A 26,661-nucleotide genomic window follows, 5' to 3' on the forward strand; every position below is an offset into this window, starting at 1 on the left:
TTCTATTCTATATTTTATAAAAAGAGTAGTACACCAATCGCTGAAAGAAGCAAAAGCGCTCCTAAAATAAATAAAAATCTCGTCGTTGGTGTAGCCATTTTACGACTACCTCTTCTGACTCCAGCAATTCGTTTTCTAAACACTCTTGAAAAAACAAGTAGGAGTAAACCTAAGATAGCTAATATGGCGCTGACTAAGTAATTATATTCCGTTTTATTAGTCTTTGAAGGAGCAGAGCTATTCTTTTTTTCATGTTTAGCAGATGGTTTGTCGTCAGCGGGTGATGTCGATTCTTGATAACGAACGCTGTGAACAGGGATGTTAGGTGAAACTTGTCCATAATTATTCGTTAAAGATAGTTGACCATCGACCAATTTGAAACTAGGCTGGGTATCTTTTTTCACAAAACCGTAAAAATCTTGTTCCAAGTTTATTTCTTTTTTGTTGATCTTATTTGATCCTTTGGACAATAATTTTTTATATTCATAAGTAGAAAAGGCGTGATCTAAAATGGCATTACCAGCTAAATGTCGCTCATACTCCCCTTCTTGATCCGACCAATCCCCAACGCCTAACACAACTTCAATCAGACGAATATCTCCTTTTTTAGCCGTCGCAATATAATTGAAACCACCAGTTGGACTTGATCCAGTTTTTAATCCATCTACTCCGTCATAGCCATATTTTGCGCCAGGTAATGAGTAATTATATGTCTCAAAAGTCTCAGCGTAAGGTGTATTTTCCATCGTTGTAACTACAGGCTTGCTCGTGAACTGTAATACATCAGGATATTTTTTTAGTAAATTGTAGGTTAAAATTGCTAAGTCTCTAGCCGTTGATTTATTATCGCCATTTGGATCGATTCCTTCTGCTTGATATAATCCATCAAAGGCACTAATTTGAGCTCCGCTGCAATTAAAATAAGTTGTGTTTGTCATGCCTAACTCTGCTGCTTTCTCATTCATTTTACGAATAAACCCAGCCTCATCGTTATCAGAAACTAAATTAGCCAGCATCAGTGTAGCCACATTTGAGGAAGGCACGGCAACCATTGAAAATAAATCCCGGACAGGGTAGTCAACGCCCAAGGAAATCTTATTATTGCTTAATGCGTAGAGTTGAGAAATATCTACATATTTCTCAGTTGCAGTGACTGTCGTATCTAAGTTAAATTTCCCTTGCTCCATTGCTTCTAAAGCTAGATACATCGTCATGACTTTAGCAATACTTGCAGGGCTCCAAGATAAATCAGGTTGATCTTCCCACAAAATCTGACCTGAATCAGCATCAATTACGATTGAAGCCTTAGGTCGATAATTTTCTTTGACTGGAAAACCTGATTTTTCAGCAAAATCCATCAAATCTTCTTCTGCATAGCTTTTTTGAGTAAAACTTCCGAGTAAAAAACAAGTCATTATTAAAAAGCAACTAGTCGTTTTAAAAAGTGTTTTTTTAGTGAACATTGAGTTAAATCCCTTCATTTTTAGTACTTTCACTTCATTAAACAGGTTAGTTATTTTATTGTGAAAATGTGTAATAACTTTATTCTACTTGAAAAACGGGGGTGTTGTATACTTTTTTTGATAAATTTATTGAAAGGGGCTTAAAGTCAGCTTTATAAATACAAGATTAGTTTGCTAGATGTTAGAATTAAAATGGTATGTGCCTTTTTCGAAAATATTATGTGGTAAAGCCTTGAAAATTACTGAAAAAAAGTGCATTATAGAACTAATACTTTATTAAAATATAGTTGTATGAGCAAACACGCTTGTTCAACTTTTAAATTATCCAGCTTTACAGGCTAACAACTTGGAAAAAAATGAAAAATAATTGTAGTAAGGAACATCGATTTTATTTTTTCCTATTTTTTTGTCAAGGCTAAACAAGCCGGTTCAGCTTTTAATGAAAGGAAGTCATCATGTCAGAGCGTGGATTATTAATTGTACTATCGGGTCCTTCTGGAGTTGGTAAGGGAACAGTGCGAAAAGCAATTTTTGATAGTGAAGAGAATGATTTTCAGTACTCAATTTCTATGACTACCCGTAAGATGCGGGAAGGAGAAGTAGAAGGAGTGGATTACTATTTCCGCACAAAAGAAGAATTTGAAGCAATGATTGAAGCTGGTGAAATGCTGGAATATGCACAGTATGTCGGGAATTATTATGGAACGCCACTTTCTTATGTTAATCAAACGCTTGATAAAGGAAAAGATGTCTTTCTAGAAATCGAAGTCCAAGGTGCTGAACAAGTGAAAGAACAAGTACCAGATGGTGTCTTTATTTTTCTAACACCGCCGGATTTAGCAGAGCTAAAATCAAGAATTGTTGGTCGTGGGACTGATGATCACGATGTGATTGAAGAAAGAATGCGTGTGGCTCGCGAAGAAATCGAAATGATGGCATTATATGATTATGCTGTAGTGAACGATGAAGTGCCGCTAGCAGTGAAGCGAATCAAAGAAATTATCGCGAGTGAACATTTTCGCGTTGATCGAGTAATTGGCAAATATATTAAAATGTTGAAGGAGATGTAGCCTTATGATGCTAAAACCATCTATTGACTCATTATTAAAAGAAGTACCATCAAAATATTCACTTGTGATCCTAGCAAGCAAACGTGCTCATGAACTAGATGAAGGTGCACAACCAACACTAGAAAGTTTTGAATCTGTAAAAAGCGTAGGTCAAGCATTAGAAGAAATCGATGCTGCAACAGTGATCAATGACCCTCGCCCAGAAGAAAAACGTGAAAGAATGCGTATGGCAAAAGAAGAACAAAAAATGAGACGTGAACAAGAGCAAAAAGAACTTGAAAATCGCATCCGTGAAGAAAAAAGTTTATAAAATAATACAGAACTGGGATGAAACTATAAATAGCTTTCATCTCAGTTTTTATGTGTTTTAAAAATAAACCTCGACTGAGGCCTTTAATTTTTAGTAACAGAAATCAGAGGAACAAGACAAATGCCTGATTCTTTAGTACAATAGGCAAAGAAAAGCTGAACGAACCCGTTTAGCTCTGACAGAAAAATAGGGGAATATGATTGTGCTGCTTTTTAGCACGAGCAGATTCCATCTTTTTTCCGAAGAGATGGTTCGAGAAGCTAGATCAAAGGAATGGATCAACACTTTCTTCGAAACTCTTGTACTTTTCAACATCAGCTCATAGATTCGCTGTGTTTCAAAGCAAAGCTGAACGAATCCGTTTAGCTCTGACAGAAAATCAGTACTACAATTATAGAATGGAGGAATGTTTATGAGAAAAGCGGCACAAGTAATTGTGGATGTACCAACGATGCAGACAGATCAACCGTTTACTTATTTGATTCCTTTGAACTTAGAACAACAATTAACAGTGGGCATGCGGGTGGAAGTTCCTTTTGGAAATGGAAATCGGCATCTGCAAGGCTTTGTTTTAGCAATAGATGAAGTTTCTGACGATGTGATTGCAGCACAAAAGTTTGAATGGAAGGAAATTCTTTCAGTTTTAGACTTAAAGCCAGTACTCAATACAGAACTCTTAGAACTAGCTGACTATATGAAGGAAAAAACATTTGCCTTTAAAATCACCTGCTTACAAACCATGTTGCCTAGCGTAATGCGTGCAGATTATAGCAAATACATATACTTAACAGATGAATTAGAAGGAAACATGCAAGATGAGTTGTTCTATGGACTAGATGAAATTGCGTGGGACGATGCTTTAGCACGGAATATCTTGCCCCAATTGATGCAGCTTAGAAAACAGCAAAAAGTCGATATTCGTTATGAAGTCAATACGCGAAATAGAGTAAAGACGATCCGCTACATCCAAGCTCTGAAAGACTTTGAACAATTAGAAGAAGCGCGATTAGAACTTAGAAAAGGATCACAAAAGAAAGAACAGTTGATCAACTATTTACAGCAATTAGGCTTAGAAAAAATGACTACAGTCAAAGAGATGAAAGAATTAGGTTTTAGTACAGCTGTTTTAAACGATGGAGCAAACAGACAATGGCTGACATTTATCGAAGCTGAAGCCTATCGTGATCCATTTGCAGATCATACGTTTGAACAAACTACAGCACTAGCTTTAAATGATGAACAACAAAATGCCGTGGATAAAATTCTAGGATCAATGAATCAAGGGAAAAGCCAAACGTATTTACTAGAAGGAATCACAGGCAGTGGAAAAACTGAAGTGTATCTTCAAGTGATTGCTGAAGTATTGAATCAAGGGAAAACAGCGATGATGCTAGTACCGGAAATCTCGTTGACACCACAAATGGTTCATCGTTTCAAAAGTCGTTTTGGGGAGCAAGTAGCAGTAATGCATAGTGCGCTGTCTCAAGGGGAGAAATATGATGAATGGCGGAAAATCGAACGTGGTGAAGCACAAGTCGTAGTCGGGGTACGTTCTGCTATTTTTGCTCCTTTAGAAAATCTTGGTGTTGTGATCATTGATGAGGAGCATGAAGCCAGCTACAAGCAAGAAGAAACGCCGCGTTATCATGCACGTGATTTAGCTATTTGGCGAGGAGACTATCACCATTGTCCAGTAGTTTTAGGCAGTGCGACACCTTCATTGGAAACCCGAGCTCGTGCACAAAAAAATGTATATGAACGACTAGTATTATCTAAAAGAGCCAATCAGACAGCGACATTGCCGACAATCGATGTAGTAGACATGCGTGAAGAAATTCAAAATAAAAATACGTCATCCTTTTCGCTGGCCCTTCAAGAAAAAATTCAAGATCGCTTAGCTAAAAAGGAACAAAGCGTATTATTACTAAATCGTCGAGGCTATTCTTCGTTTGTGATGTGTCGGGATTGCGGTTATGTTTTACCTTGCCCAAACTGTGATATTTCTTTGACCCTGCACATGGATACAAAAACGATGAAATGTCATTATTGTGGTCATGAAGAGCGAATCCCATACCATTGTCCAAACTGTGGTGGCGATAAAATTCGATATTATGGCACGGGAACTCAAAAAGTAGAAGAAGAACTCAAAGCGTTGTTCCCTGAAAGTCGTGTTTTACGGATGGATGTTGATACAACTAGACGAAAAGGCGCTCATGAGAAAATCTTAACAGCATTCGGCAACCATGAAGCAGATATTTTATTAGGGACACAAATGATCGCTAAAGGATTAGATTTCCCTAACGTAACATTAGTTGGAGTATTAAACGCTGATACTGCACTTAACCTGCCGGACTTTCGCTCAAGTGAACGAACATTTCAGTTGTTGACACAAGTTAGTGGTCGAGCAGGTCGAGCGGAAAAGCCTGGAGAAGTAATTATTCAATCCTTTAATCCTGAGCACTATGCGATTCAATTAGCCAAGGCTCAAGATTATGAGGACTTTTACCAAAAAGAAATGTACGTCCGCCATCGGGGCGACTATCCGCCTTTTTATTTTACGGTGCAAATTACTGCAAGTCACCCAGAAGAAAATCAAGCGGCTAAACAAATGTTTGAAATAGTCAAAGAACTGAAAGAAGGATTATCTGACCAAAGTATCTTGCTTGGACCAACGCCTAACGCTATCATGCGTGTCAATAATCGATACTTCTATCAAGTAATCATTAAGTACAAAAATGAACCGAATCTACAAAATATCTTGAAAAAAATACTGACTGACACTCAAAGAGCAACAGCGCACGGATTGAAATTATCGATCGATGCTGAGCCAATGAATTTTATATAAGCTCTTAGTTATATCAAGCATCATAGTGAGAGAATGCTTGATCAAAAGAAAGGAAACCCTATGCGCTATCCTATAGTGATACACCCTAATGAACGTCTAAAACAAAAAGCAAAACCAGTAACGATGATTACGGATGAAACAATCGCGCTTTTAGAAGATATGTACGAAACAATGGTTGCTCATGACGGAATCGGTCTAGCAGCCCCTCAAATTGGTAAAAATCTTCAGCTTGCGGTAATCGAAGTGGATGAAGAAACAGGTTTGTTTGAACTGATCAATCCAGAAATCATCGAGCGAAAAGGCACAGATATCGATGTTGAAGGTTGCTTGAGCATCCCGGAAACATATGGCACTGTTGAACGAGCAGATGAAGTGACCGTTCGTTATTTTGATCGTGAAGGAGACGAGATTGAAGTAACTGCTTATGGCTACCTTGCCAGAGCATTTCAACATGAAATCGATCATCTGAATGGTGAGTTATTTATCGATAAAATCATTGAACCGATCAAACCAGAAGATTTAGATGCATATATGGAGGAACATTTAGATGACTAAACTAATTTTTATGGGAACCCCAGCTTTTTCAGTACCTATCTTAGAAGGACTAATAGAAAATGGCTATGAAATCCAAGCGGTAGTCACCCAACCAGATCGCCCAGTAGGACGAAAAAAAGTAATCACACCAACACCTGTGAAAGAAGCTGCAGTCAAACATGGCTTACTTGTTTTACAGCCAGAAAAAATCTCAGGATCACCTGAAATGGACAAAATTATCGAGCTTGCGCCAGATCTTATTGTAACGGCTGCTTTCGGTCAATTTTTACCAGAGAAAATTTTAAATGCGCCAAAATTTGGTGCAGTCAATGTCCATGCTTCTCTATTGCCAAAATATCGTGGCGGTGCTCCTGTTCATTATTCGATCATTGAAGGCGAAAAAGAAACAGGTGTTACAATCATGGAAATGGTGAAGAAAATGGACGCTGGAGATATTCTTTCTCAAAAGGCGATTCCAATCACTAAATCTGATGATGTAGGGACAATGTTTGACCGTCTAAGTGTAGTAGGAAAGGAATTGCTGTTAGAGACGTTGCCTAAACTTTTGGCCAATGAAATCACGCCGATTCCTCAAGACGAAAATCATGTGACATTTTCTCCAAATATCACGAGAGAACAAGAACGGATCGATTGGCATAAAACAGCGGAACAAGTCGATAATCAAGTGCGCGGCATGCGTCCGTGGCCGACAGCGTTCACGACATATCAGGATGTCAATTGGAAGTTATGGGAAGTCACACCTTTAGATGAAACAACAAAGGCAGATCCTGGAACCATTATTAAACGTAGCAAAAAAGAACTATGGATCGCTTGCGGAGAAGGAACTGTTCTTGCTGTAAATACGATTCAGCCATCCGGCAAAGGGAAATTATTCATTCAAGATTTCTTAAATGGTGTCGGTAAAGCAGTTACAGAATCAGATAAGGTGGGCTAATCAAAATGGGAAAGAAAATACCAGCAAGAGTCAAGAGTTCTGTTCGTTACGTTGCATTAAGAACCATTGAGCGTGTAGACAATGGCGGAGCGTATTCAAATTTATTATTAAATGAAATGATCAACAAGTCTGCTTTGGGAGAAAAAGACAGTCGCTTATTCACAGAACTTGTGTATGGAACAATCAGCCGTAAGTTGCTACTAGAATATTATTTGACGCCATTTATTACAAATCCTAAAAAAGTGGACAGCTGGGTGAAAAATTTACTTAGTTTATCGATTTATCAATTAGTGTTTTTAGACAAAATACCGGACCATGCGATTATCAATGAAGCAGTAGAAATTGGTAAACATAGAGGAAATGTCGGAATCGGTAAGTTTGTTAATGGCGTGCTTCGCGCCTTTCAGCGTGAAGGAGTACCTAGTTTAGAGAATATCAAAGATCCTGTTGAGCGTTTGTCAGTGGAAATCAGTATGCCAAAATGGTTGACCGAAAAACTGATCAAACAAATGGGAATGGATGAAACAAGAAAATTAGGCCTCTCTCTTTTTGAGAAAAGTCATGTTAGCGGTCGTGTCGATACTCGTGAAATCAGTGTTGCTGATGCGTTAGAAGAATTGCAAAAAGATCACATTGAAGCATCTGCCAGTCAAGTTTCGCCATATGGTGTAGTTGCTGAAAAAGGTTTTTTAGCGGGTAGTTATTTATTTGCAGAAGGTAAACTGACGATTCAGGATGAAAGCTCTATGTTGGTAGCGCCAGCAATGCAAATCGAAAAAAATCATGTGGTTTTAGATGCCTGTGCGGCACCTGGTGGTAAAACCACCCATATTGCAACATTTCTTGATGCTGCACAAGGCGGTCGGGTGAAATCTTTGGATATTCATGACCATAAAATTAAATTGATCAAACAAAACGCTGACCGTCTACACGTAAAAGAGGTTGTTGATACTGAGAAATTAGATGCACGTAAAGTAGGGGAAGAATTTCCAGCAGAATATTTTGACCGTATTTTAGTAGATGCACCTTGTTCAGGATTAGGTTTGATGCGCCGGAAACCAGATGTTAAATACAATAAATCAGCGCAAGATTTTGAACAATTACCTAAAATCCAATTAGAAATTCTAGAAAGTGTTGCCAAAACATTAAAACAATGCGGTATAATGGTTTATAGTACATGTACAATTGCTGAAGAAGAAAATCAGGAAGTTGTGGCAGCATTTTTACAAAAGCATCCAGAATTTAAAAAAATCGATGTGAGTGTTAGTGAGGCAGTTGAGCCTTCTGTACATGAGCAAATGCTCACACTATACCCGCATCAATTAGGGACGGATGGATTTTTTATTTGCTGTATGCAGAAAGTTTGTTAAACGAGGTGAAGCATAGTGGAAATCAATTTTCAATCAGATGTCGGACGGAAACGCAATACCAACCAGGATTATGCTGGGCTATTTGAAAATCAATCGGGCGTTTCTCTAGCTATTTTAGCAGATGGAATGGGCGGTCATCAGGCGGGCGATGTTGCAAGTCAGATGGCAGTCAATAATCTTGGTGAGCGCTGGCAAGAAAGTCATATCGATACATCGGAAAAGGCAGCACAGTGGCTGATCAAAGAAATCCAAGACGAAAATGAAATGATTTATGAAAAAGGACAATCTCGACCGGAATATTTAGGTATGGGGACTACGATCGTCAGTGCGGTATTACTGGAGCAATCATTTGTGTTGGCTAATATTGGTGATAGTCGAGCTTATTTAGTACGCAATAATCAATTACGTCAATTGACAGAGGATCATTCTCTAGTCAATGAACTTGTAAAATCTGGTGAAATCACACGTGAAATGGCTGCAAATCACCCGAGAAAAAATGTGTTGACACGTTCGTTAGGTATGCCCAGAATGGTGGAAGTTGATGTAGCCAATCATCTTTTGGTACCGGATGATTATATATTACTATGTTCGGACGGGTTAACAAATATGGTGTCGGAAGAGGATATTCTAACTATCTTACTTTCAGAAAAACCATTAAACCAAAAAGTTGAAACATTGATCGCGACAGCCAATGAAGCAGGCGGCGCGGATAACATTACTGTCTTAGTGATCCATTTTGACGAACAGAAGGAGGAAAACCAATGATCGAAATCGGCAGAAAATTAAATGGTCGATATCATATTATTGGCAATATCGGCAGTGGTGGCATGGCAAATGTATTTTTAGCACATGATTTGATTTTAGATCGTGATGTTGCTGTCAAAGTACTGCGTTTTGACTTCCAAAATGATCAAGCAGCAATCCGTCGCTTTCAACGAGAAGCCTTAGCCGCAACTGAGTTGGTTCATCCAAATATCGTCAGTGTCTATGATGTAGGCGAAGAAGATGGTCTACAATACTTAGTGATGGAGTATGTGAAGGGAATGGATCTGAAACGATTTATCCAGACACAGTACCCAATTCCATATGCAAAAATTGTTGATATCATGGAACAAATCTTATCAGCAGTTTCATTAGCGCACGAACATAGAATCATTCATAGAGACTTAAAACCGCAAAATATTTTGATGGATGAAAGCGGCGTTGTTAAAATCACCGATTTTGGGATAGCCATTGCATTGACAGAAACATCAATCACCCAAACAAATACGATGTTGGGCTCAGTCCATTATTTATCTCCAGAGCAAGCTCGCGGCAGTATGGCAACTAATCAGTCCGATGTTTATGCAGTTGGGATCATTTTATATGAAATGCTGACAGGAAATGTGCCGTTTGATGGTGAATCAGCCGTAACAATTGCTTTGAAACATTTCCAAGAAGAAATGCCGTCAGTCAAAAATTTTGATCCTAATATTCCTCAGTCGTTGGAAAATGTCGTATTACATGCAACGGCTAAAGATCCAGCTGATCGCTATAAAACTGCTGAAGAAATGTCACGTGATTTATATACGGTATTAGCAGCGAATCGCTTGAACGAGCCGAAATGGCAACCAACAGGATTGATGGGTGAAACGAAAATTTTAACCCCAATCACGGATGAAATGGCGATGCCATCTTCTTTCAATTCGATGGAAACACCGCCTGAAGAGCGGAATGAACATGAAGAGATCGAAAATCAGGAAAAGGCAACAAAGAAGAAAAAGAAGAAAAAGCCTTTGATTATTTTTCTGATTTTATTCGCTTTGGCTTTGATTATCGGCGGTTTGTTTTATTTTGCTGGGCGAGGCAGTAGTGAAGTCAAGATTCCTAACGTGGAAGACAAGACTGAAGCACAAGCGCGCAGTTTATTAGAAGATGCTGGGTTGAAAGTAAAGAACGAAGTAAAACAAGTACAAAGTGAGAACATCGAAGAAGGAAAAGTAGTCAAGACAAATCCTGAGATAGGCTCTACAGTAAAGAAAAATCGTGAGATTGAGCTATATATTAGTACTGGCAATAAAAAAATAAAATTACCTAAGGTGACTGGTGAAAGTTATAAAGATGCCATTGAAAAATTAGGTGAATTAGGTTTCAAAGAAAGTCAGATCAAGATTACGAAGGAAACGGATTCTAAAGTTGATGAAGACAAAGTCATCAGTCAGACACCAAAAGAAGGTTCTGAAGTAGATCCGAAAACAGATGAAATCGAGTTGGTTGTTAGTGAAGGACCAGCTGATATTTATTTAGCTGACTATGCAAGTTTAGGTTACAGTTATAACAATGCTGTAGATGAATTGGCAAGTTATGGAATTAAAGAAAGTCAAATAACTAGAGTAGATAAACCAAGTGATACTGTAGCGAAAGATTTGGTTATTGCTCAAAATCCCGCAGCAGGGAATCCATTTAATCCTAAAAAAGGTAAGATCACATTAACGGTAAGTTCTGGGCCTGATAAAACGACGACAACGAGCTCTGAATCAAGTACAGTTGTTTTAGGGAGTTATGCAGAAAGTTATACGTATGATAATGCAGTAAATGCTCTAGTCAGTTTAGGAATCAAAGAGAATCAAATCTCAAGAGTAGATGAAGCTAGTGATCTGCCTAAAGGAACGGTTATTTCTCAAGATCCAGGGGCAGGTGCGACCTTTGATCTTAAAAATGGTAAAATTACGTTAAAAGTTAGTACTGGGCCGAGTAACGTGAGTGTTCCAAGTATTCTAGGACTTTCTTCAGCTGAGGCTAAGTCCCAAATAGAAGGCAGTGGCTTGAAGTATGTACAAGGATCAGGAGATGCATCTAAAGGAAAAGTCATTAGTGTGTCGCCTAGCATTGGGGATAGTGTCGCAAAAGGGACTTCCGTAACAGTCAACTTCTCAAGTGCAACCGATTCAACAGGTAATGAAAATAATTAAATAAGTAACATAAGTGATTAAGATGAACATTGTCTTAATCACTTTTTTTATGTGAAAAAATGATTTCTCTAGCCCTGCATTTAGCTTTTCTTCAACCTATGTTAAAATGGAACCAATAGAAACGAGGAGGTGGCATTTCTGAAAGGTCAAATCAGAAAAGCATTAAGTGGTTTTTACTACATTTATGCAGAAGGCGCAACATTTCAAACAAGAGCCCGCGGGAATTTTCGTAATCGAAAAATCACCCCACTAGTCGGTGACGAAGTTATGTTTGAAAGTGATAATCCAACCGATGGCTATTTACTTGAAGTTTATCCTAGACACAATGAGTTGGTGCGTCCTCCAGTAGCAAATGTAGATCAAGGTGTAGTCGTTATGAGTATGATCGAACCTAATTTTTCATATAATTTGTTGGATCGTTTTTTAGTCACGTTAGAAGATAAAGAAATCGCACCGATCATTTATTTGACGAAAGTCGATTTATTGAAAGGTACGGAAGCTGTCAGCGTAGCAGATGTCAAAAAGGTCTATGGAGATATTGGTTATCCTGTGATTGCTGCGACAAAAGCAAATGATGAAGACGCTGTTCGGACTTTAGAGCAGTATTTTCCAGAACGTTTGACTGTTTTCATGGGTCAATCTGGTGCGGGTAAATCGACCTTACTAAACAAAATCTCTCCAGACCTACAATTAGCGACCGATGAAATTTCTGAATCACTAGGCCGAGGGAAACATACCACACGCCATGTGGAACTGTTGCCGTTGTATGACGGTTTAGTCGCGGATACACCAGGCTTTAGCTCGATCGACTTTTTAGAAATGGAAACTACTGATCTGCCGAAACAATTTCCAGAATTTGTAGAAGCTGCCGTTTCATGTAAGTTTCGCGAATGCATGCACCGCAAAGAACCAGGTTGTGAAGTGAAAAAACGTGTAGAAGCAGGAACAATCGCTCAAACACGTTATGATAATTATCTGCAGTTTTTACTAGAAATAGAAAACCGTAGACCGATTTATAAGAAAAAATAAGAAACGTTGAAGAACGAACCTACAAAATTCAAGGAGTGGTTTTAATGAAACTAGCACCATCGATTTTAAGTGCCGATTTTGCCAATTTAGAAAGAGATATTCAATTAGTCGAAAAATTAGGGGCAGACTATATTCATGTGGATGTGATGGATGGTCAATTCGTACCTAATATTACGTTAGGCCCTAACGTAGTCTCGGCAATTCGACCAGTGACAAAATTACCTCTAGATGTTCACTTGATGATCGTTCAGCCGGAAAATTATATTGAAGCATTTGCGAAAGCTGGAGCAGATATCATCACGGTTCATGCAGAGTCAACGCCGCATATCCATCGTGCTGTCCAAATGATCAAAGCGTCTGGTGTGAAATCGGGTGTGGTGATCAATCCAGGGACTCCTTTGTCAGCCATCGAGTATGTGTTGGATTTAGTTGATCAAGTTTTGATCATGACGGTGAATCCTGGATTTGGGGGACAATCGTTTATTGAAAGTTCATTAGATAAGATTGCCCAATTAAAAGAGTGGAAAGAATCCAAAGGGTATACGTACGATATTGAAGTAGATGGTGGTATTGTGCCGGAGACAGCCAAACGTTGTAAAGAAGCAGGTGCTAATGTTTTTGTGGCGGGTTCTTATATCTATGATTCAGAAAGCCCTAAAGATCGCATCGCTGCACTTAGAGCTGTGTTAGATTAATGAATATTCTTCTTGTGGCAGGTGGTTCGCCTGATAAGTGGCCGCAGTTTGACATGGAAGAGTTTGATTATTTGGTGGGCATCGATAGAGGAAGCTTGTATATTGTAGAGCAGGGTTGGTCGTTGGATTTGGCGGTAGGAGATTTTGATTCTTTAACGGAGGATGAACAACAGCTTATCCAAAGGTTGACGAAAGAACTTGTGCAAGCACAAGCAGAAAAAGATGATACCGATACCCAATTAGCTTTAGCTCATACACTTAAAAAGTTTCCAGAAGCTGAAATTACGATCATCGGTGCAACAGGTGGTCGTTTGGATCACTTTCTAGCAAATTTATGGCTCCCTCTTGAATCGCGTTTTCAGAGTTTTGCGCACCAAATAAAATTAAAAGATTACCAAAATAGTGTCTCCTACTATCTTCCTGGAGAGTATAGTGTGACAAAAGAAGTAGGAATGACTTATTTAGCCTATTGCTGTTTAATACCGGTCAAAAACCTGACACTGACAGAAAGTAAATATACGTTGGATCATGTCGATGTTAGCCTTCCTATTTCTTATGCAAGTAATGAATTTGTTGGTGAATCGGCTGGATTTTCGTTTGATGCAGGCATGATTGCCGTAATCCAAAGTCGCGATGATAAATAAAAAAAGCTGAACGGCATGCCGTTCAGCTTTTTGATTACGTTCTATTAAACACGCTCGATTTTACCAGATTTCAAAGCACGAGTTGACACCCAAACTTTTTTAGGTTTACCGTCTATTAATACACGAACTTTTTGCAAGTTAGGTTTAACAGTACGTTTAGTAGCGTTCATTGCATGTGAGCGGTTATTGCCGCTGCTTGTCTTACGACCAGTAAAGTAACATACTTTTGCCATTTTTAGTTTCCTCCTTTGCTTTGATCTCGGAGCGATAGTTTTCAGCTCATACTAACTTAATTTATCACAGAAGGCAGTTTTTTGCAAGAGGATTTTCAAATCTGTTTGACATTTTCCTTCAAACGATGTAAATTATACAATTATTGGTAAATTCGATGAGACTCTCTATAATTATCTAGATAAGTTCCTTTTCATTAAGGTATGGCTATGTTAAAATATTATAGAAGAAAATAGGGCAATTGTGCTCTTTAAGGAGGCTTTCATCAATGGCTGTAAAAATCAAAACACCAGCAGGTACCATTGAGATTACCAATGAGGTTATTGCCACGGTCGTTGGCGGTGCTGCGACGGATATCTATGGAATCGTCGGTATGGCTAGTAAAAACCAAATCAAAGATAATTTAAATGGCATTTTGCGTAAAGAAAATTATTCTAAAGGCGTTGTCGTTCGTCAAGAAGAAAACGGCGTTGCGGTCGACGTATATACAATTGTGAGTTATGGAACAAAAATTTCAGAAGTTTCACGTAATGTACAAGAGAAAGTAAAATATAATCTTGAAACATTACTAGGTGTGACAGCTAATTCTGTCAACGTATTTGTACAAGGTGTTCGTGTGTTGCCTGACTAGGTAGCCAGCTGTTAGCAAGAGTTTAGCTGGATGTGATCGTTTCACTTTTTATTGATCTAGCTCCACGAACCAGCCCTCTCAACAAATAGATAAAATGCCGAAAAGACAAAAAGCATCTTTCCTGCACTTTCCTAATTTGTTCGAGGTCTAAGCGGTTCGTTTCGCTTTTCTATGCAACAGTGAATCTCAAAGGAGGATTTTTTAGGTGAATGTAACAGAAATCAGTGCAAGTCAGTTCCAAGAGATGGTTCAGGCTGGTGCGAGTCGTCTGCATGTGAATGCAGAATATGTCAACTCATTGAATGTTTTCCCTGTACCAGATGGTGATACAGGAACCAATATGAACTTATCTATGACAAGTGGAGCGAAGGCTGTAGCCGATTCTCGTTCTGAAAAAGTCGGAGAACTAACAACGATTCTTTCAAAAGGATTGTTGATGGGTGCTAGAGGGAACTCTGGTGTTATCTTATCACAATTATTCCGCGGATTTTCTAAGCAAATTCCAGATGTTGAGACGTTGAATGCAAAAGATTTAGCAGCAGCATTTACTCATGGTGTAGAGACTGCCTATAAAGCGGTAATGAAGCCAGTGGAAGGAACAATTTTGACTGTTTCTAGAGAAGCTGCCCGTTCTGGTGAGCGTAAGGCAAAAGAAACAGACGATTGTATCGAAGTGATGGAAGCAGTTGTTAAAGGAGCAAAACGTGCTCTAGCTAAAACACCTGATCTTTTACCTGTGTTAAAAGAAGTCGGCGTGGTCGATAGTGGTGGTCAAGGTTTGTTATTTATCTATGAAGGCTTTTTAGAAGCTTTATCTGGTGAATTCTTGGCAACAGAAATCTATGAACCAAGCCCAGGTGAGATGGACGAGATGGTCAATGCTGAACATCATCGCGGTGTTAGCGGACATGTAGCGACTGAAGATATCAAATTTGGTTATTGTACAGAAATCATGGTTCAAATCGGTGAAGGTCCAACAGTGGACAGTGATTTCGATTATGAAACATTTAGAAACTACTTAAATGAATTAGGTGATTCTTTACTTGTTGTAAATGACGATGAAATCATTAAAGTTCACGTGCATACGGAACATCCGGGTGAAGTGATGAACTACGGACAAAAATTCGGTTCATTAGTGAAAATCAAAGTCGACAACATGCGTTTGCAGCATGAAACATTGGTTGAACATGACGCTCAAGCAGCAGTTGCTCAAAAAGCACGTGTTCCTTATGCTGTGATTGCGATTGCAGCAGGAGAAGGCGTCCAAGAATTATTCCGTAGCCTTGGTGCAAGTTACATCATCAGCGGCGGTCAAACAATGAACCCAAGTACAGAAGATATCTTGAAAGCTGTTAAAGAAGTGAATGCGGATCAAGTTATTATCTTACCTAACAACAAAAACATCTTCATGGCAGCGGATCAAGCAGCAGAAGTAGCAGATATTCCAGTAGCGGTTGTTCCAACGAAAACAATCTCTCAAGGAATGACAGCGATGCTTGCATTCAATGATCAACAAACCCTTGAAGAAAATAAAACAACCATGACAGAAATGATCGAAAGTGTTGTCAGTGGACAGGTAACAACAGCTGTACGTGACACAACGATCGATAATGTCGAAATCAAAAAAGATGACTATCTAGGAATGATCGACGGTAAAATCGTCGTTTCTGAACCAGATATGTTTAAAGCATCATTGGATACACTAAAACGCATGATAGATGAAGATACGGAAATCGTAACGATCATTGTCGGCGAGGGTGGTACAATGAAAGAAGCTGAAAAATTTGTAGAAGCTTTGACGGCTGAATACGAAGATCTAGAAACAGAACTTCATGAAGGTGGACAACCTGTTTATCCATATCTATTTTCAGCTGAATAATTAATGACTTACTAAAGCCAGACACTTGTTGTTTGGCTTTTTCTATAGAAAATAAACAAATAGAGAGTAAATCACGTATCTATTAATGAAAGGAGGAACAGTGGTGAACCTATCAGATGATATCGGTGTCTTGCCAGGAGTTGGACCAAAACGTGCGGAAAACTTAAAAGAGCTAGGTATTCAAACGATTGAAGATTTGCTATCCTACTATCCTTTTCGCTATGATGATATCCAAGAAAAGGAATTAAATGAGATTCAAGATCAAGAGAAAGTCACGTTAAAAGGTTTAGTTGTATCTGAGCCAGTTGTGAGCCGCTATGGCTATAAAAAAAGTCGAATGATGTTTCGGATGATGCAAGACCATGCGGTGATCAATGTTTCCTTCTTTAACCAACCCTATTTGAAAGATAAAATCGTCATGTCAGAAGAAATAGCTGTTTACGGAAAATGGGATGCTAAACGGAAATCCTTGAATGGCATGAAAATTCTAGCGGCAAAAAACGATGGAGAAGATTTTGCTCCGATTTATCATGTAAATAAAAAAGTTAGACAAAGTAGTTTGATTCAGCTGATTCGTACTGGGTTTGAAAAATATGGGAATTTGATTCCTGAAATTCTACCAGAAAATCTATTGGAGAAATATCGTTTGATGCCAAGAGAAAAAGCAATGCTTGCGATGCATTTTCCTAGTAATCCAGAAGAAAGTCATCAAGCGAAGCGGCGCGTTGTTTTTGAAGAATTTTTCTTATTCCAACTGAAAATGCAAGGCCTGAAGAGACAAGAGAAAGCTGAAAAAAATGGGTTGATGATTCAGTATGATGTGGATCGTTTAAAATCATTTACGCAAAAACTGCCTTTTGAACTGACTGCAGCTCAAAAAAAAGTAACAAATGAAATTTGTCGAGATTTAATGAGTCCAAACCATATGCAGCGTTTGTTACAGGGGGATGTTGGAAGTGGTAAGACAGTGGTTGCGGCGATTGCTCTTTATGCAACGATGACCGCTGGCTTTCAAGGGGCCTTAATGGTCCCCACAGAGATTTTAGCGCAACAACATATGGAAAGCCTCCAACAACTATATGATCCTTTAGAAGTTCGTACAGCGCTACTTACTGGGTCGACTAAGACCAAAGAGCGTCGAGAAATTCTTGAGCAATTAGCGACAGGTGAAATCGATATTATCATTGGCACCCATGCTTTGATCCAAGAAGATGTTTTATTCCATCGATTAGGTTTGGTAATCACCGATGAACAACATCGATTTGGTGTGAATCAACGCCGAATCTTAAGAGAAAAGGGATTAAAACCGGATGTCTTATTTATGACAGCGACGCCTATTCCTAGAACGTTGGCGATTACAGCTTTTGGTGAAATGGATGTTTCGATCATTGATGAAATGCCAGCTGGCCGTATCCCGATAGAAACACGTTGGATCCGACCACCTCAATTAGATACTGTTTTAGAGTGGATGGAAAAAGAATTGGCCCGTGGTCATCAGGCCTATGTGATTTGTCCATTAATAGAAGAATCAGAAGCGTTAGATGTTAAAAATGCGACAGAGATCTTTGAGCATATGTCCGCTTTTTTCAATCCTACTTATCAGGTTGGATTACTTCATGGGAAAATGAAGAATCAAGAAAAAGAAGAAATTATGCAGGAGTTTAAAGAAAATAATTTGCAGCTTCTTGTTTCTACTACAGTAATTGAGGTTGGGGTCAACGTTCCAAATGCAACGGTTATGCTGATCATGGATGCGGATCGTTTTGGATTGGCACAACTTCATCAACTTCGTGGTCGTGTTGGCCGTGGCTCAGATGCGTCATACTGTATCTTAGTTGCTAACCCGAAAAATGAAATGGGCGTAGAACGGATGAAAATCATGACCGAGACCAATAATGGTTTTGTGTTGAGCGAAAAGGATTTAGAATTGCGAGGACCAGGAGAAGTATTTGGTGCTAGACAATCTGGTGTACCACAATTTGCTGTTGGAGATATTGTGACAGATTTCAATATTCTTGAAGTCGCTCGTCAAGAAGCAAGCGATATTTGGAAAAAGGAACAATGGTGGGTGTTACCAGAGTATCGTGGAGTGGCTGATAAAATCAAGCCGAATGATGGTGAGCAGCAATTTTTTGATTAAAAAAAGATTTGGAACTGTATGAAGCAACTCTCAAGGAATGAAATGAGTTGATGTAGAGAGGTACCTACTACATTTTATTTCGATCTCCTCAATTCTAAGTGTCAAAAACAAAGGCTCGGTTTCATGAGAGTTAAACGCTTTGTTCCGCTTTTCGCTGATCTAGCTACACGAGCCAGACCTCTCAACAAATAGACAAAATGCTGAAAAGATAAAGAGCATCTTTCCAGCATTTTCCTAATTTGATCGAGGTCTAAACGGCTCGTTCCGCTTTTCGGTATGATCTAGCTGCACAAAGCAACTCTCAAGGAAAATAGATAATCTGCCTATGAAACTAAAAGCGTTTCCTAGTCAGATTCCTAATTGCCCTGACACACAATGAATGAACTGAGTTGATGTAGAAGGGTACCTACTCGGTTTCATGAGAGTTAAACGCTTTGTTCCGCTTTTCAATATGTTATACTACTTATTGTAATTTACCTAGGAGGGACTATGTTATGAAGATTGCAGTTGATGCAATGGGTGGCGATCATGCGCCGCAAGCTATTGTTGAAGGCGTGATGTTAGCCAAACAGGATTTTCCAGAGATTGAGTTTTTACTTTATGGAAAAGAAGATGAAATTAAAAAATATGTAACAGATGAAACGAATATTACGATTATCCATACGGATGAAAAAATCAATAGTGATGATGAGCCAGTAAAAGCGATTCGTCGTAAGAAGACAGCTTCCATGGTGTTGGCAGCACAAGCGGTCAAAAATGGAGAAGCTGATGCAATTTTTTCTGCAGGTAACACAGGTGCGTTATTAGCCGCAGGATTATTTATCGTTGGGCGTATCAAAAACGTTGAACGTCCAGGTTTGATGTCGACTTTGCCAGTTATTGGTCAACCAGATGGCGGGTTTGATATGTTGGATTTAGGGGCGAATGCCGATAATAAGCCAGAGCATCTTGTTCAATACGCAGTGCTAGGTTCTTTTTATGCCGAAAAAGTTAGAAATATCACGAAGCCACGTGTGGCGCTTTTGAATAATGGTTCTGAAGAAACGAAAGGCAGCGAGCTGACTAAAAAAGCGTTTGAATTGCTTTCAGAAGAAGAAGGAATTCACTTTATTGGTAATGTGGAAGCACGTGATTTACTAAGTGGAGCAGCCGATGTTGTTGTGACTGATGGTTTCACAGGGAATGCTGTTTTAAAATCAATCGAAGGAACAGCCTTGAATATGATGGGACTGTTAAAATCTTCGATTCTGGCAGAAGGATTTAAAGGCAAAATGGGCGCATTACTTCTAAAAAATGCGTTACGTGGTATGAAAGATGAAATGGATTACTCTAAGCACGGTGGAGCGGTTCTGTTTGGATTGAAAGCACCAGTCATCAAGACTCACGGATCAACTGGACCAGAGGCTGTTCGTTATACGATTCGTCAGATTCATACAATGTTAAAAACAGAGGTCGTACCTCAACTTGTTCGTTATTATGAAACAAAAGAATAGCTATTTTCGCAACCTATTTGCAACCGTATTGTAATAGTTTTGCAAAAAAAGATGGACAAATCAATCAATTGTGAGTACAATGTATCATAGCGTTTAACTCAATCATGATGAACGCTTTTCAAAAGCAGTGGAGGTGAATACAGTTGACTCGTGAAGAAGTACTTGAAAAAGTAGCGAAGATTATCTCAAACCACTTTGATATTGAAGCTGAGAAAGTGACAGATCAATTAAACATTAAAGATGACTTGAATGCAGATTCAATTAGTGTAATGGAATTTGTTTTAGAGCTGGAAGATGAGTTTGGTACAGAAATTTCTGATGAAGATGCAGAGCAAATTGAAACAGTTGGTGCCGCTGTAGATTATATTATGAATAACTTATAATTTGAAATGAAAAAAGTGGAACAAAACAAACCCTGTTTTGTTCCACTTTTTTTACCATATAGCCGATTTTGCATTACCAAAATGTTGCAATTTTTACAAATATTATATACAATTGCTTAAAAATGATTACAATGAGAATATACCGAAAAAGTTTAAAAAGATATGGTTTTTTAATAAGATTTTTTTATTGTAATAAGTGATTTAATTAGCGTGGAGGAGTGTATAAAGTGAGTGATGGAAATCAATTATTAGACGTTCAACATCTGCACACAGGTTTTCGTATTAAAGATGAGTACTATGATGCAGTTGATGATGTGTCCTTTGAATTAGGAAAAAATGAAATCATGGCAATCGTTGGTGAGTCTGGTTGTGGGAAAAGTACCTTAGCAACAACGATTATTGGGTTACATGATGCAAATAATACCCGTGTAACTGGAGAAATTATTTATAAAGACTTGAACTTGACTACATTTAATGAAGAACTATATAACAAAATACGCGGTAACGATATCGGGATGATTTTCCAAGATCCATTGTCGGCGTTGAATCCTTTGATGCGAATTGAAGATCAGATAAAAGAAAGCTTGACCTATCATACAGATATGAACACAGAGCAAAAACAAGCGCGAGTGATTGAACTATTAACTCAAGTAGGAATACCAAATCCTGAACGAGTAGGAAAACAATATCCTCATGAGTTATCTGGAGGAATGCGTCAGCGTGTGATCATTGCAATCGCGATTGCATGCAAACCAGCAATCATTATCGCTGATGAACCAACAACAGCATTGGACGTAACGATCCAAGCACAGATTTTGGATTTATTAAAGGATTTACAGGAAGAAACAGGTTCTGGAATTATTTTGATCACTCATGATTTAGGTGTAGTAGCTGAAATGGCGGATAAGGTAGCGGTGATGTATGCAGGGCAATTTGTTGAAGTTGCAACGGCTGAAGAATTGTTTAACAATCCCAAACATCCATACACACGTTCATTATTACAATCGATTCCACAAGAAAATTCAGATGATAGTCAGTTGCACGTAATTGAAGGGGTGGTACCTTCGTTGAGTAAATTACCAAGAAAAGGATGCCGTTTTGCGCCAAGAATTCCTTGGATTTCAGAAGATGCTCATGAAGCAGAGCCAACTTTGCATGAAGTGTCAGAAGGGCATTTTGTCCGTTGTACGTGTTATCAGCATTTCCATTTTAGAGACGATCGGGAGGAAGTATAATGGCAGAAATCATTCAAATCAAAGACTTGAAAGTTCATTATCCTATCCGTAGCGGTTTCTTTAATAGAGTAACTGATCATGTATTGGCGGTTGATGGTGTTGATTTTATTATCGAAAAAGGCAAAACATACGGTTTAGTTGGTGAGTCAGGTTCGGGAAAATCAACCACTGGAAAAGCAATCATCGGCTTAGAAAAGGTAACGAGCGGTAGTATTTCATATCAGGACAAAGATGTGACAAAAGCGCATAACCGCAAAGCGATGAAATACAACAAAGACGTTCAAATGATTTTTCAAGATTCAATGTCTAGCTTGAATCCTAAAAAACGTGTGCTGGATATTATTGCTGAACCAATTCGCAATTTTGAACGATTGAGCGATCAAGAAGAAAAGAAAAAGGTCAAAGGACTTTTAGATATCGTTGGAATGCCGGAAGATGCATTGTACAAGTATCCGCATGAATTCTCAGGCGGGCAACGTCAACGTTTAGGTGTTGCTAGGGCTGTTGCAACGAATCCTAAGTTGATTATTGCAGACGAGCCAGTTTCAGCGTTGGATTTATCTGTGCAAGCACAAGTGTTGAATTTTATGAAAAATATCCAAGAAGAATATGGGTTGAGTTACTTATTTATTTCACATGATTTAGGTGTCGTAAAGCATATGTGTGATAATATCGCAATTATGTATAAAGGCCGTTTTGTAGAGATTGGAACACGTCAGGACATTTACACAAATCCACAACACATCTATACAAAACGCTTATTATCAGCAATCCCTAAAATCGATGTTGCAAATCGCGAAGAACACAAAGCGCAACGTCGTCAAGTAGAAAAAGAATATATCGAGCATCAAAAAGATTATTACGATCAAAATGGTCGCGTATATGATTTACGTAAAATTAGTGAAACACATCAAGTAGCGCTAAAAGATGGAGGTGAGATCTAATGTGGAAAACGATTTTACGACGTGTACTCTTTATGATCCCTCAAATCTTGATTTTAAGCGTACTGATTTTTATGTTAGCCAAAATGATGCCGGGTGATCCCTTTACTGGTTTGATCAACCCCAATACCGATCCAGCAGTGATTGAAAAAATGCGTGAATCAGCTGGGTTGAATGATCCTTGGACAACACAATATGTGCGTTGGATCGTCAATGTTTTTCATGGCGATTTTGGTGAGAGTTTTATTTTTAAATTACCCGTTTCAACCTTGATCGGCAGTCGTGCGATTAATACGATCCTGCTATCCTTAGTAACAGTTGTGATCATGTATGCGATCGCTTTACCATTAGGTGTTTTATCGGGTCGTTATCAAAACTCCATTTTAGATAAATTTGTGGTGATTTATAACTTTTTCAGTTTTGCAGTGCCACCATTTATTTTTGCATTAGTGATGCTTTTTGTTTTCGGCTATCGTTTAGATTGGTTCCCAACAACTGGTTCGATTTCCAGTGGTGTTGAACCTGGAACGGGTGCGTATATTTGGGATCGGTTCTATCATTTGATTTTACCAGCGTTGTCTCAAGCACTTTTAGGAACGGCGATCACGATTCAATATTTACGTAATGAAGTGATTGATTCTCAATCCTTGGATTATGTGCGGACAGCTCGTTCAAAAGGGGTACCGACAAATAAAGTCTATACAAGACATATTTTCAGAAACGCCTCTTTACCAATTGTTTCTCAACTTAGCTACGAAATCACAGCTCTGATCAGTGGTTCAGTAGTTATCGAAAAGATCTTTGGTTATCCAGGAATTGGAAAATTATTTATCGACTCGATCGGACAACGGGATTACGCAGTAATCACCGCCTTAGTATTGATTTTAGGAGTTGCGACACTCGTCGGAAATCTGATTTCAGATATCGTGATGAGTCTTGTAGATCCGCGGATTCGGGTTCAATAGAAAATCAATTTTAAGGAGAGGGAGAGACGAGATGGATAAAAATAAAGAAAACACAACAGTTGCTGTACCAGAAACAATCCCACCAATGGGATTTCGAATGATCGCAAGAGAATTCAAAAAAGATAAATTAGCGATTTTCTCACTTGTACTGTTAGTAGCCATTCTATTGGTTGTTTTTATCGGTGCTTTATTGACCGATCAAGACAAAGTAATGACAGTCAGTATTTTAGATAAATATGCCGAACCTGGTGGAAATTTCATATTAGGAGCAGATGAAGGCGGACGTGATGTGCTTGGTCAATTGATCATTGGTGCTCGTAATTCTGTTGTGATCGGTTTTGCGATCACGATTCTAACATCGATCATCGGTGTAGGTATCGGTATTGTTTCAGGATATTATGGCGGAATGTTTGATAATGCAGTGATGCGTGTGGTTGATTTTATCATGATTTTGCCGATCATGATGATCATCATTGTATTTGTTACGATCATTCCTAACTATAACGTTTGGTCCTTCGTGGGAATCATGAGTGCTTTTTACTGGGTCGCAAAAGCGCGGTTGTTTAGAAGTAAAACGTTATCTGAGGTTCGCAGAGACTATGTGAGTGCTTCAAAGACGCTAGGAACAAGCGATTTTAAAATCATGTTTCGAGAGATTATGCCAAATCTAAGTTCATTGATCATCACGAACTTAACGATCAACTTTGCGGCAAATATCGGGATCGAAACAACATTGACTTTCTTAGGATTTGGTTTGCCGACAAATGTACCGAGTTTAGGAACATTGATCGGATATGCCAGCAATGGCGATGTTTTAGCAAATAAAACATGGATCTGGGTACCTGCATCAGTGCTGATTTTAGTAATGATGTTATGTATAAATTATATTGGCCAAGCGTTTAAACGTTCAGCAGATGCTAGACAACGTTTAGGTTAAGAAGAGGAGGAAGTAGTGTGAAAAGCAAGAAACTTTTGGGTTTAATTACATTAACAGCAGTGGTAGCTGTAACATTAGCTGCGTGCGGTGGAGGTAAGAAATCAGATTCAGGCAACAAGAATGTCGAAACTGAGGATATCAGTAAATTTACAATGAAGGTCAAAAATGACAAAGAAGCAATCAAAGGCGGGACTTTGGAAGTTGCAGTTGCGTCAGATACTCAGTTTAAAGGATTATTTTCTAAAATATACTATCAAGATGCTTACGATTATCATTATATGAGACCTTCTGATGAAGGACTATTTAGTTATGATGAAGATTTTGTTATCACAGATGACGGTGCTGCTAAGTTAGATTTAGATGTTGATAATAAAAAAGCAACGATCACTCTGAAAGAAAATATTAAATGGTCAGATGGTGAACCTGTAACTGCTGATGATTTGATTTATCCATATGAAGTGATTGGAAGTAAAGACTATACAGGAATTCGCTATGATGACAACTTTACTAACATTGTTGGAATGGAAGAGTACCATGATGGAAAAGCAGACACTATCTCAGGTATCAAAAAAGTAGATGATCAAACAATCGAAGTATCTTATAAAGAAATGAATCCAGGCATGCTACAATTAGACGGTGGCGTTTATACAAGTGCAATGCCGAAACATATCTTTAAAGATATTCCAATCAAAGACCAAGAAAAAAGTGATGCAGTCCGCAAAAATCCTGTAACATACGGTCCTTACTACATGAGTAAAATCGTAACAGGTGAATCTGTGGAATACTTACCAAATGAACATTACTACAAAGGAAAACCTAAATTAGATAAAATTGTATTTACCAACGTGCCAACTGCTTCAATCGTTGAAGCAGTGAAAGCGAAAAAATATGATATGGTTTACGCAATGCCAACTGATAACTTCCCAACTTATAAAGACTCAGAAGACTATCAAATGTTAGGTCGTGAAGAATTAGCATACACATATGTTGGATTTAAATTAGGAACATTTGATAAAGAAAAAGGCGAAGTTATCATGAATCCAGATGCCAAAATGGCGGATGTGAAATTACGTCAAGCAATGGGCTATGCGATGGATAATGATGCAATCGGACAAAAATTCTACAATGGCTTACGTACTGGTGCAACAACGTTGATTCCACCAATTTTCAAAACATTGCACAATACAGATGTTAAAGGCTATCAATATGATTTAGATAAAGCGAAGAAAATTTTAGATGACGCTGGTTATAAAGATACAGATGGCGATGGCCTTAGAGAAAATCCTAAGGGTGAAAAATTAACCATCAACTTTGCTTCAATGGCAGGTGGCGAAACAGCTCAACCTTTAGCAGATTACTATCTACAACAATGGAAAGAAATTGGTTTAGATGTGAAATTAGCAACAGGCCGTTTAATCGATTTCCAAGCATTCTACGATAAAATCAAAAATGATGATCCAGAAATCGACGTATTCCAAGCTGCTTGGGGTGTCAACAGTGCGCCATCTCCAGCAGGATTATATAGTCGTAACGCAGCATTCAACTACTCACGTTTTGCTTCAGAAGAAAATGACAAACTGTTAAAAGCAATTGATTCAAAAGCGTCATTTGACGATAAAAAACGTAAAGAAGCATACGATGCATGGCAAGAATATATGTTTGAACAAGCACCAGTTATTCCAACATTATATCGTAACGAAATCATGCCAGTTAATGATCGCGTGAAATCATTTACTTGGAATTATGAAGAAACAAGAGACTTCTATGATATTGAATTGACAGCAGAAAAACGTTAATTTATTGGGCTAGAAGATAGTAAAAAAGACACTTCCATTAGTATTTGGAAGTGTCTTTTTGCGTTGAAGGGTTGAACTAAAAGTAATAGTATGAGAAAATGGTTAAAAAAGTTAGTGAAAATGAAAGAGTATGCTAATCTTTATGGAATCTGGAGGAAATCACC

Annotated in this window: 23 protein-coding genes; 21 read left to right on the forward strand and 2 right to left on the reverse strand. The window is 38.4% G+C overall.

All coding sequences use genetic code 11. The features are described 5' to 3' along the window. Positions 1 to 14 precede the first annotated feature (14 nt). Complete coding sequence (locus tag A5821_RS12815) at positions 15 to 1,463, reverse strand: DUF1958 domain-containing protein (RefSeq protein ID WP_086315069.1); 1,449 nt, start codon at positions 1,461 to 1,463, stop codon at positions 15 to 17. Between the two features lie 455 nt (positions 1,464 to 1,918). Here A5821_RS12815 and gmk point away from each other — a divergent pair, with 455 nt between their 5' ends. The 11 genes from gmk (at position 1,919) to A5821_RS12870 (ending at position 13,866) form a co-directional block, all read left to right on the forward strand. After that, on the forward strand, positions 1,919 to 2,533 hold the full coding sequence (gene gmk, locus A5821_RS12820) for a guanylate kinase (RefSeq protein WP_010766465.1): 615 nt from the start codon (positions 1,919 to 1,921) through the stop codon (positions 2,531 to 2,533). Between the two features lie 4 nt (positions 2,534 to 2,537). After that, positions 2,538 to 2,843, forward strand: coding sequence for a DNA-directed RNA polymerase subunit omega (rpoZ, locus tag A5821_RS12825; RefSeq protein WP_010770429.1), 306 nt, complete (start codon positions 2,538 to 2,540; stop codon positions 2,841 to 2,843). A 412-nt stretch (positions 2,844 to 3,255) separates the two neighbouring features. Continuing rightward, on the forward strand, positions 3,256 to 5,688 hold the full coding sequence (gene priA, locus A5821_RS12830) for a primosomal protein N' (protein ID WP_086315071.1): 2,433 nt from the start codon (positions 3,256 to 3,258) through the stop codon (positions 5,686 to 5,688). A 60-nt stretch (positions 5,689 to 5,748) separates the two neighbouring features. Beyond that, entirely contained in the window at positions 5,749 to 6,243 is a 495-nt protein-coding gene (def, locus tag A5821_RS12835; RefSeq protein WP_086315074.1) for a peptide deformylase, read from the forward strand. Beyond that, positions 6,236 to 7,177, forward strand: a complete 942-nt coding sequence (fmt, locus tag A5821_RS12840; protein ID WP_086315076.1) for a methionyl-tRNA formyltransferase — start codon at positions 6,236 to 6,238, stop codon at positions 7,175 to 7,177. Before def ends, fmt begins: the two co-directional genes overlap by 8 nt. A 5-nt stretch (positions 7,178 to 7,182) precedes the next feature. Beyond that, entirely contained in the window at positions 7,183 to 8,547 is a 1,365-nt protein-coding gene (gene rsmB / locus A5821_RS12845) for a 16S rRNA (cytosine(967)-C(5))-methyltransferase RsmB (RefSeq protein ID WP_086315078.1), read from the forward strand. 15 nt (positions 8,548 to 8,562) lie between these two features. Further along, positions 8,563 to 9,312 (forward strand): Stp1/IreP family PP2C-type Ser/Thr phosphatase, encoded by a 750-nt coding sequence (locus A5821_RS12850; RefSeq protein WP_086315080.1) that lies wholly within the window; start codon positions 8,563 to 8,565, stop codon positions 9,310 to 9,312. Next, complete coding sequence (gene pknB / locus A5821_RS12855; protein WP_086315081.1) at positions 9,309 to 11,498, forward strand: Stk1 family PASTA domain-containing Ser/Thr kinase; 2,190 nt, start codon at positions 9,309 to 9,311, stop codon at positions 11,496 to 11,498. The genes A5821_RS12850 and pknB overlap by 4 nt, the downstream gene beginning before the upstream one ends. Positions 11,499 to 11,627: 129 nt before the next feature. Then, positions 11,628 to 12,527: a ribosome small subunit-dependent GTPase A gene (gene rsgA, locus A5821_RS12860; RefSeq protein ID WP_086315083.1), complete on the forward strand. Its 900-nt coding sequence runs from the start codon at positions 11,628 to 11,630 to the stop codon at positions 12,525 to 12,527. A gap of 44 nt (positions 12,528 to 12,571) precedes the next feature. Then, on the forward strand, positions 12,572 to 13,222 hold the full coding sequence (rpe, locus tag A5821_RS12865) for a ribulose-phosphate 3-epimerase (RefSeq protein WP_086315085.1): 651 nt from the start codon (positions 12,572 to 12,574) through the stop codon (positions 13,220 to 13,222). Continuing rightward, complete coding sequence (locus tag A5821_RS12870; RefSeq protein ID WP_086315087.1) at positions 13,222 to 13,866, forward strand: thiamine diphosphokinase; 645 nt, start codon at positions 13,222 to 13,224, stop codon at positions 13,864 to 13,866. The genes rpe and A5821_RS12870 overlap by 1 nt, the downstream gene beginning before the upstream one ends. Positions 13,867 to 13,910: 44 nt before the next feature. Here A5821_RS12870 and rpmB read toward each other — a convergent pair whose 3' ends face one another. Then, positions 13,911 to 14,099 (reverse strand): 50S ribosomal protein L28, encoded by a 189-nt coding sequence (rpmB, locus tag A5821_RS12875; protein ID WP_010761898.1) that lies wholly within the window; start codon positions 14,097 to 14,099, stop codon positions 13,911 to 13,913. Positions 14,100 to 14,365: 266 nt separating this feature from the next. Between rpmB and A5821_RS12880 the strand changes: the two genes are divergently transcribed. The 10 genes from A5821_RS12880 to A5821_RS12925 all read left to right on the forward strand — a co-directional run bounded on the left by A5821_RS12880 (position 14,366) and on the right by A5821_RS12925 (position 26,497). After that, the gene (locus tag A5821_RS12880; RefSeq protein ID WP_010761897.1) at positions 14,366 to 14,728 is read left to right on the forward strand and encodes an Asp23/Gls24 family envelope stress response protein; all 363 of its coding nucleotides are present in this window, start codon (positions 14,366 to 14,368) and stop codon (positions 14,726 to 14,728) included. Positions 14,729 to 14,933: 205 nt separating this feature from the next. Then, entirely contained in the window at positions 14,934 to 16,607 is a 1,674-nt protein-coding gene (locus A5821_RS12885; RefSeq protein ID WP_086315089.1) for a DAK2 domain-containing protein, read from the forward strand. A gap of 85 nt (positions 16,608 to 16,692) precedes the next feature. Further along, positions 16,693 to 18,747, forward strand: a complete 2,055-nt coding sequence (gene recG / locus A5821_RS12890; protein WP_422392078.1) for an ATP-dependent DNA helicase RecG — start codon at positions 16,693 to 16,695, stop codon at positions 18,745 to 18,747. A 494-nt stretch (positions 18,748 to 19,241) separates the two neighbouring features. Continuing rightward, positions 19,242 to 20,240: a phosphate acyltransferase PlsX gene (plsX, locus tag A5821_RS12895; RefSeq protein WP_086315094.1), complete on the forward strand. Its 999-nt coding sequence runs from the start codon at positions 19,242 to 19,244 to the stop codon at positions 20,238 to 20,240. Positions 20,241 to 20,383: 143 nt separating this feature from the next. Next, positions 20,384 to 20,623: an acyl carrier protein gene (gene acpP / locus A5821_RS12900; RefSeq protein ID WP_010761893.1), complete on the forward strand. Its 240-nt coding sequence runs from the start codon at positions 20,384 to 20,386 to the stop codon at positions 20,621 to 20,623. A 227-nt stretch (positions 20,624 to 20,850) separates the two neighbouring features. Continuing rightward, on the forward strand, positions 20,851 to 21,858 hold the full coding sequence (locus tag A5821_RS12905; RefSeq protein WP_086315096.1) for an ABC transporter ATP-binding protein: 1,008 nt from the start codon (positions 20,851 to 20,853) through the stop codon (positions 21,856 to 21,858). After that, positions 21,858 to 22,802 (forward strand): ATP-binding cassette domain-containing protein, encoded by a 945-nt coding sequence (locus A5821_RS12910; protein WP_086315098.1) that lies wholly within the window; start codon positions 21,858 to 21,860, stop codon positions 22,800 to 22,802. Before A5821_RS12905 ends, A5821_RS12910 begins: the two co-directional genes overlap by 1 nt. Beyond that, complete coding sequence (gene opp4B, locus A5821_RS12915; protein WP_086315135.1) at positions 22,802 to 23,764, forward strand: oligopeptide ABC transporter permease; 963 nt, start codon at positions 22,802 to 22,804, stop codon at positions 23,762 to 23,764. Before A5821_RS12910 ends, opp4B begins: the two co-directional genes overlap by 1 nt. Positions 23,765 to 23,795: 31 nt before the next feature. Continuing rightward, positions 23,796 to 24,701 carry an ABC transporter permease gene (locus A5821_RS12920; protein WP_086315139.1) on the forward strand — a complete coding sequence of 302 codons (906 nt, stop codon included), beginning with the start codon at positions 23,796 to 23,798 and terminating at the stop codon, positions 24,699 to 24,701. 17 nt (positions 24,702 to 24,718) lie between these two features. Continuing rightward, positions 24,719 to 26,497 (forward strand): oligopeptide ABC transporter substrate-binding protein, encoded by a 1,779-nt coding sequence (locus A5821_RS12925; protein ID WP_086315141.1) that lies wholly within the window; start codon positions 24,719 to 24,721, stop codon positions 26,495 to 26,497. The last annotated feature ends 164 nt before the right edge of the window (positions 26,498 to 26,661 follow it).

Source organism: Enterococcus sp. 7F3_DIV0205, from assembly GCF_002141365.2.
Classification (GTDB): domain Bacteria; phylum Bacillota; class Bacilli; order Lactobacillales; family Enterococcaceae; genus Enterococcus_L; species Enterococcus_L palustris.

What these genes read in the sequence shown, in the direction of transcription:
- A5821_RS12815 (WP_086315069.1), bottom strand. Translation starts at nt 1,463, where the DNA reads ATGTTCACTAAAAAAACACTTTTTAAAACGACTAGTTGCTTTTTAATA.
- gmk (WP_010766465.1), top strand. Translation starts at nt 1,919, where the DNA reads ATGTCAGAGCGTGGATTATTAATTGTACTATCGGGTCCTTCTGGAGTT.
- rpoZ (WP_010770429.1), top strand. Translation starts at nt 2,538, where the DNA reads ATGATGCTAAAACCATCTATTGACTCATTATTAAAAGAAGTACCATCA.
- priA (WP_086315071.1), top strand. Translation starts at nt 3,256, where the DNA reads ATGAGAAAAGCGGCACAAGTAATTGTGGATGTACCAACGATGCAGACA.
- def (WP_086315074.1), top strand. Translation starts at nt 5,749, where the DNA reads ATGCGCTATCCTATAGTGATACACCCTAATGAACGTCTAAAACAAAAA.
- fmt (WP_086315076.1), top strand. Translation starts at nt 6,236, where the DNA reads ATGACTAAACTAATTTTTATGGGAACCCCAGCTTTTTCAGTACCTATC.
- rsmB (WP_086315078.1), top strand. Translation starts at nt 7,183, where the DNA reads ATGGGAAAGAAAATACCAGCAAGAGTCAAGAGTTCTGTTCGTTACGTT.
- pknB (WP_086315081.1), top strand. Translation starts at nt 9,309, where the DNA reads ATGATCGAAATCGGCAGAAAATTAAATGGTCGATATCATATTATTGGC.
- rpe (WP_086315085.1), top strand. Translation starts at nt 12,572, where the DNA reads ATGAAACTAGCACCATCGATTTTAAGTGCCGATTTTGCCAATTTAGAA.
- A5821_RS12870 (WP_086315087.1), top strand. Translation starts at nt 13,222, where the DNA reads ATGAATATTCTTCTTGTGGCAGGTGGTTCGCCTGATAAGTGGCCGCAG.
- rpmB (WP_010761898.1), bottom strand. Translation starts at nt 14,099, where the DNA reads ATGGCAAAAGTATGTTACTTTACTGGTCGTAAGACAAGCAGCGGCAAT.
- A5821_RS12880 (WP_010761897.1), top strand. Translation starts at nt 14,366, where the DNA reads ATGGCTGTAAAAATCAAAACACCAGCAGGTACCATTGAGATTACCAAT.
- recG (WP_422392078.1), top strand. Translation starts at nt 16,693, where the DNA reads ATGAAAGGAGGAACAGTGGTGAACCTATCAGATGATATCGGTGTCTTG.
- plsX (WP_086315094.1), top strand. Translation starts at nt 19,242, where the DNA reads ATGAAGATTGCAGTTGATGCAATGGGTGGCGATCATGCGCCGCAAGCT.
- A5821_RS12910 (WP_086315098.1), top strand. Translation starts at nt 21,858, where the DNA reads ATGGCAGAAATCATTCAAATCAAAGACTTGAAAGTTCATTATCCTATC.
- opp4B (WP_086315135.1), top strand. Translation starts at nt 22,802, where the DNA reads ATGTGGAAAACGATTTTACGACGTGTACTCTTTATGATCCCTCAAATC.
- A5821_RS12920 (WP_086315139.1), top strand. Translation starts at nt 23,796, where the DNA reads ATGGATAAAAATAAAGAAAACACAACAGTTGCTGTACCAGAAACAATC.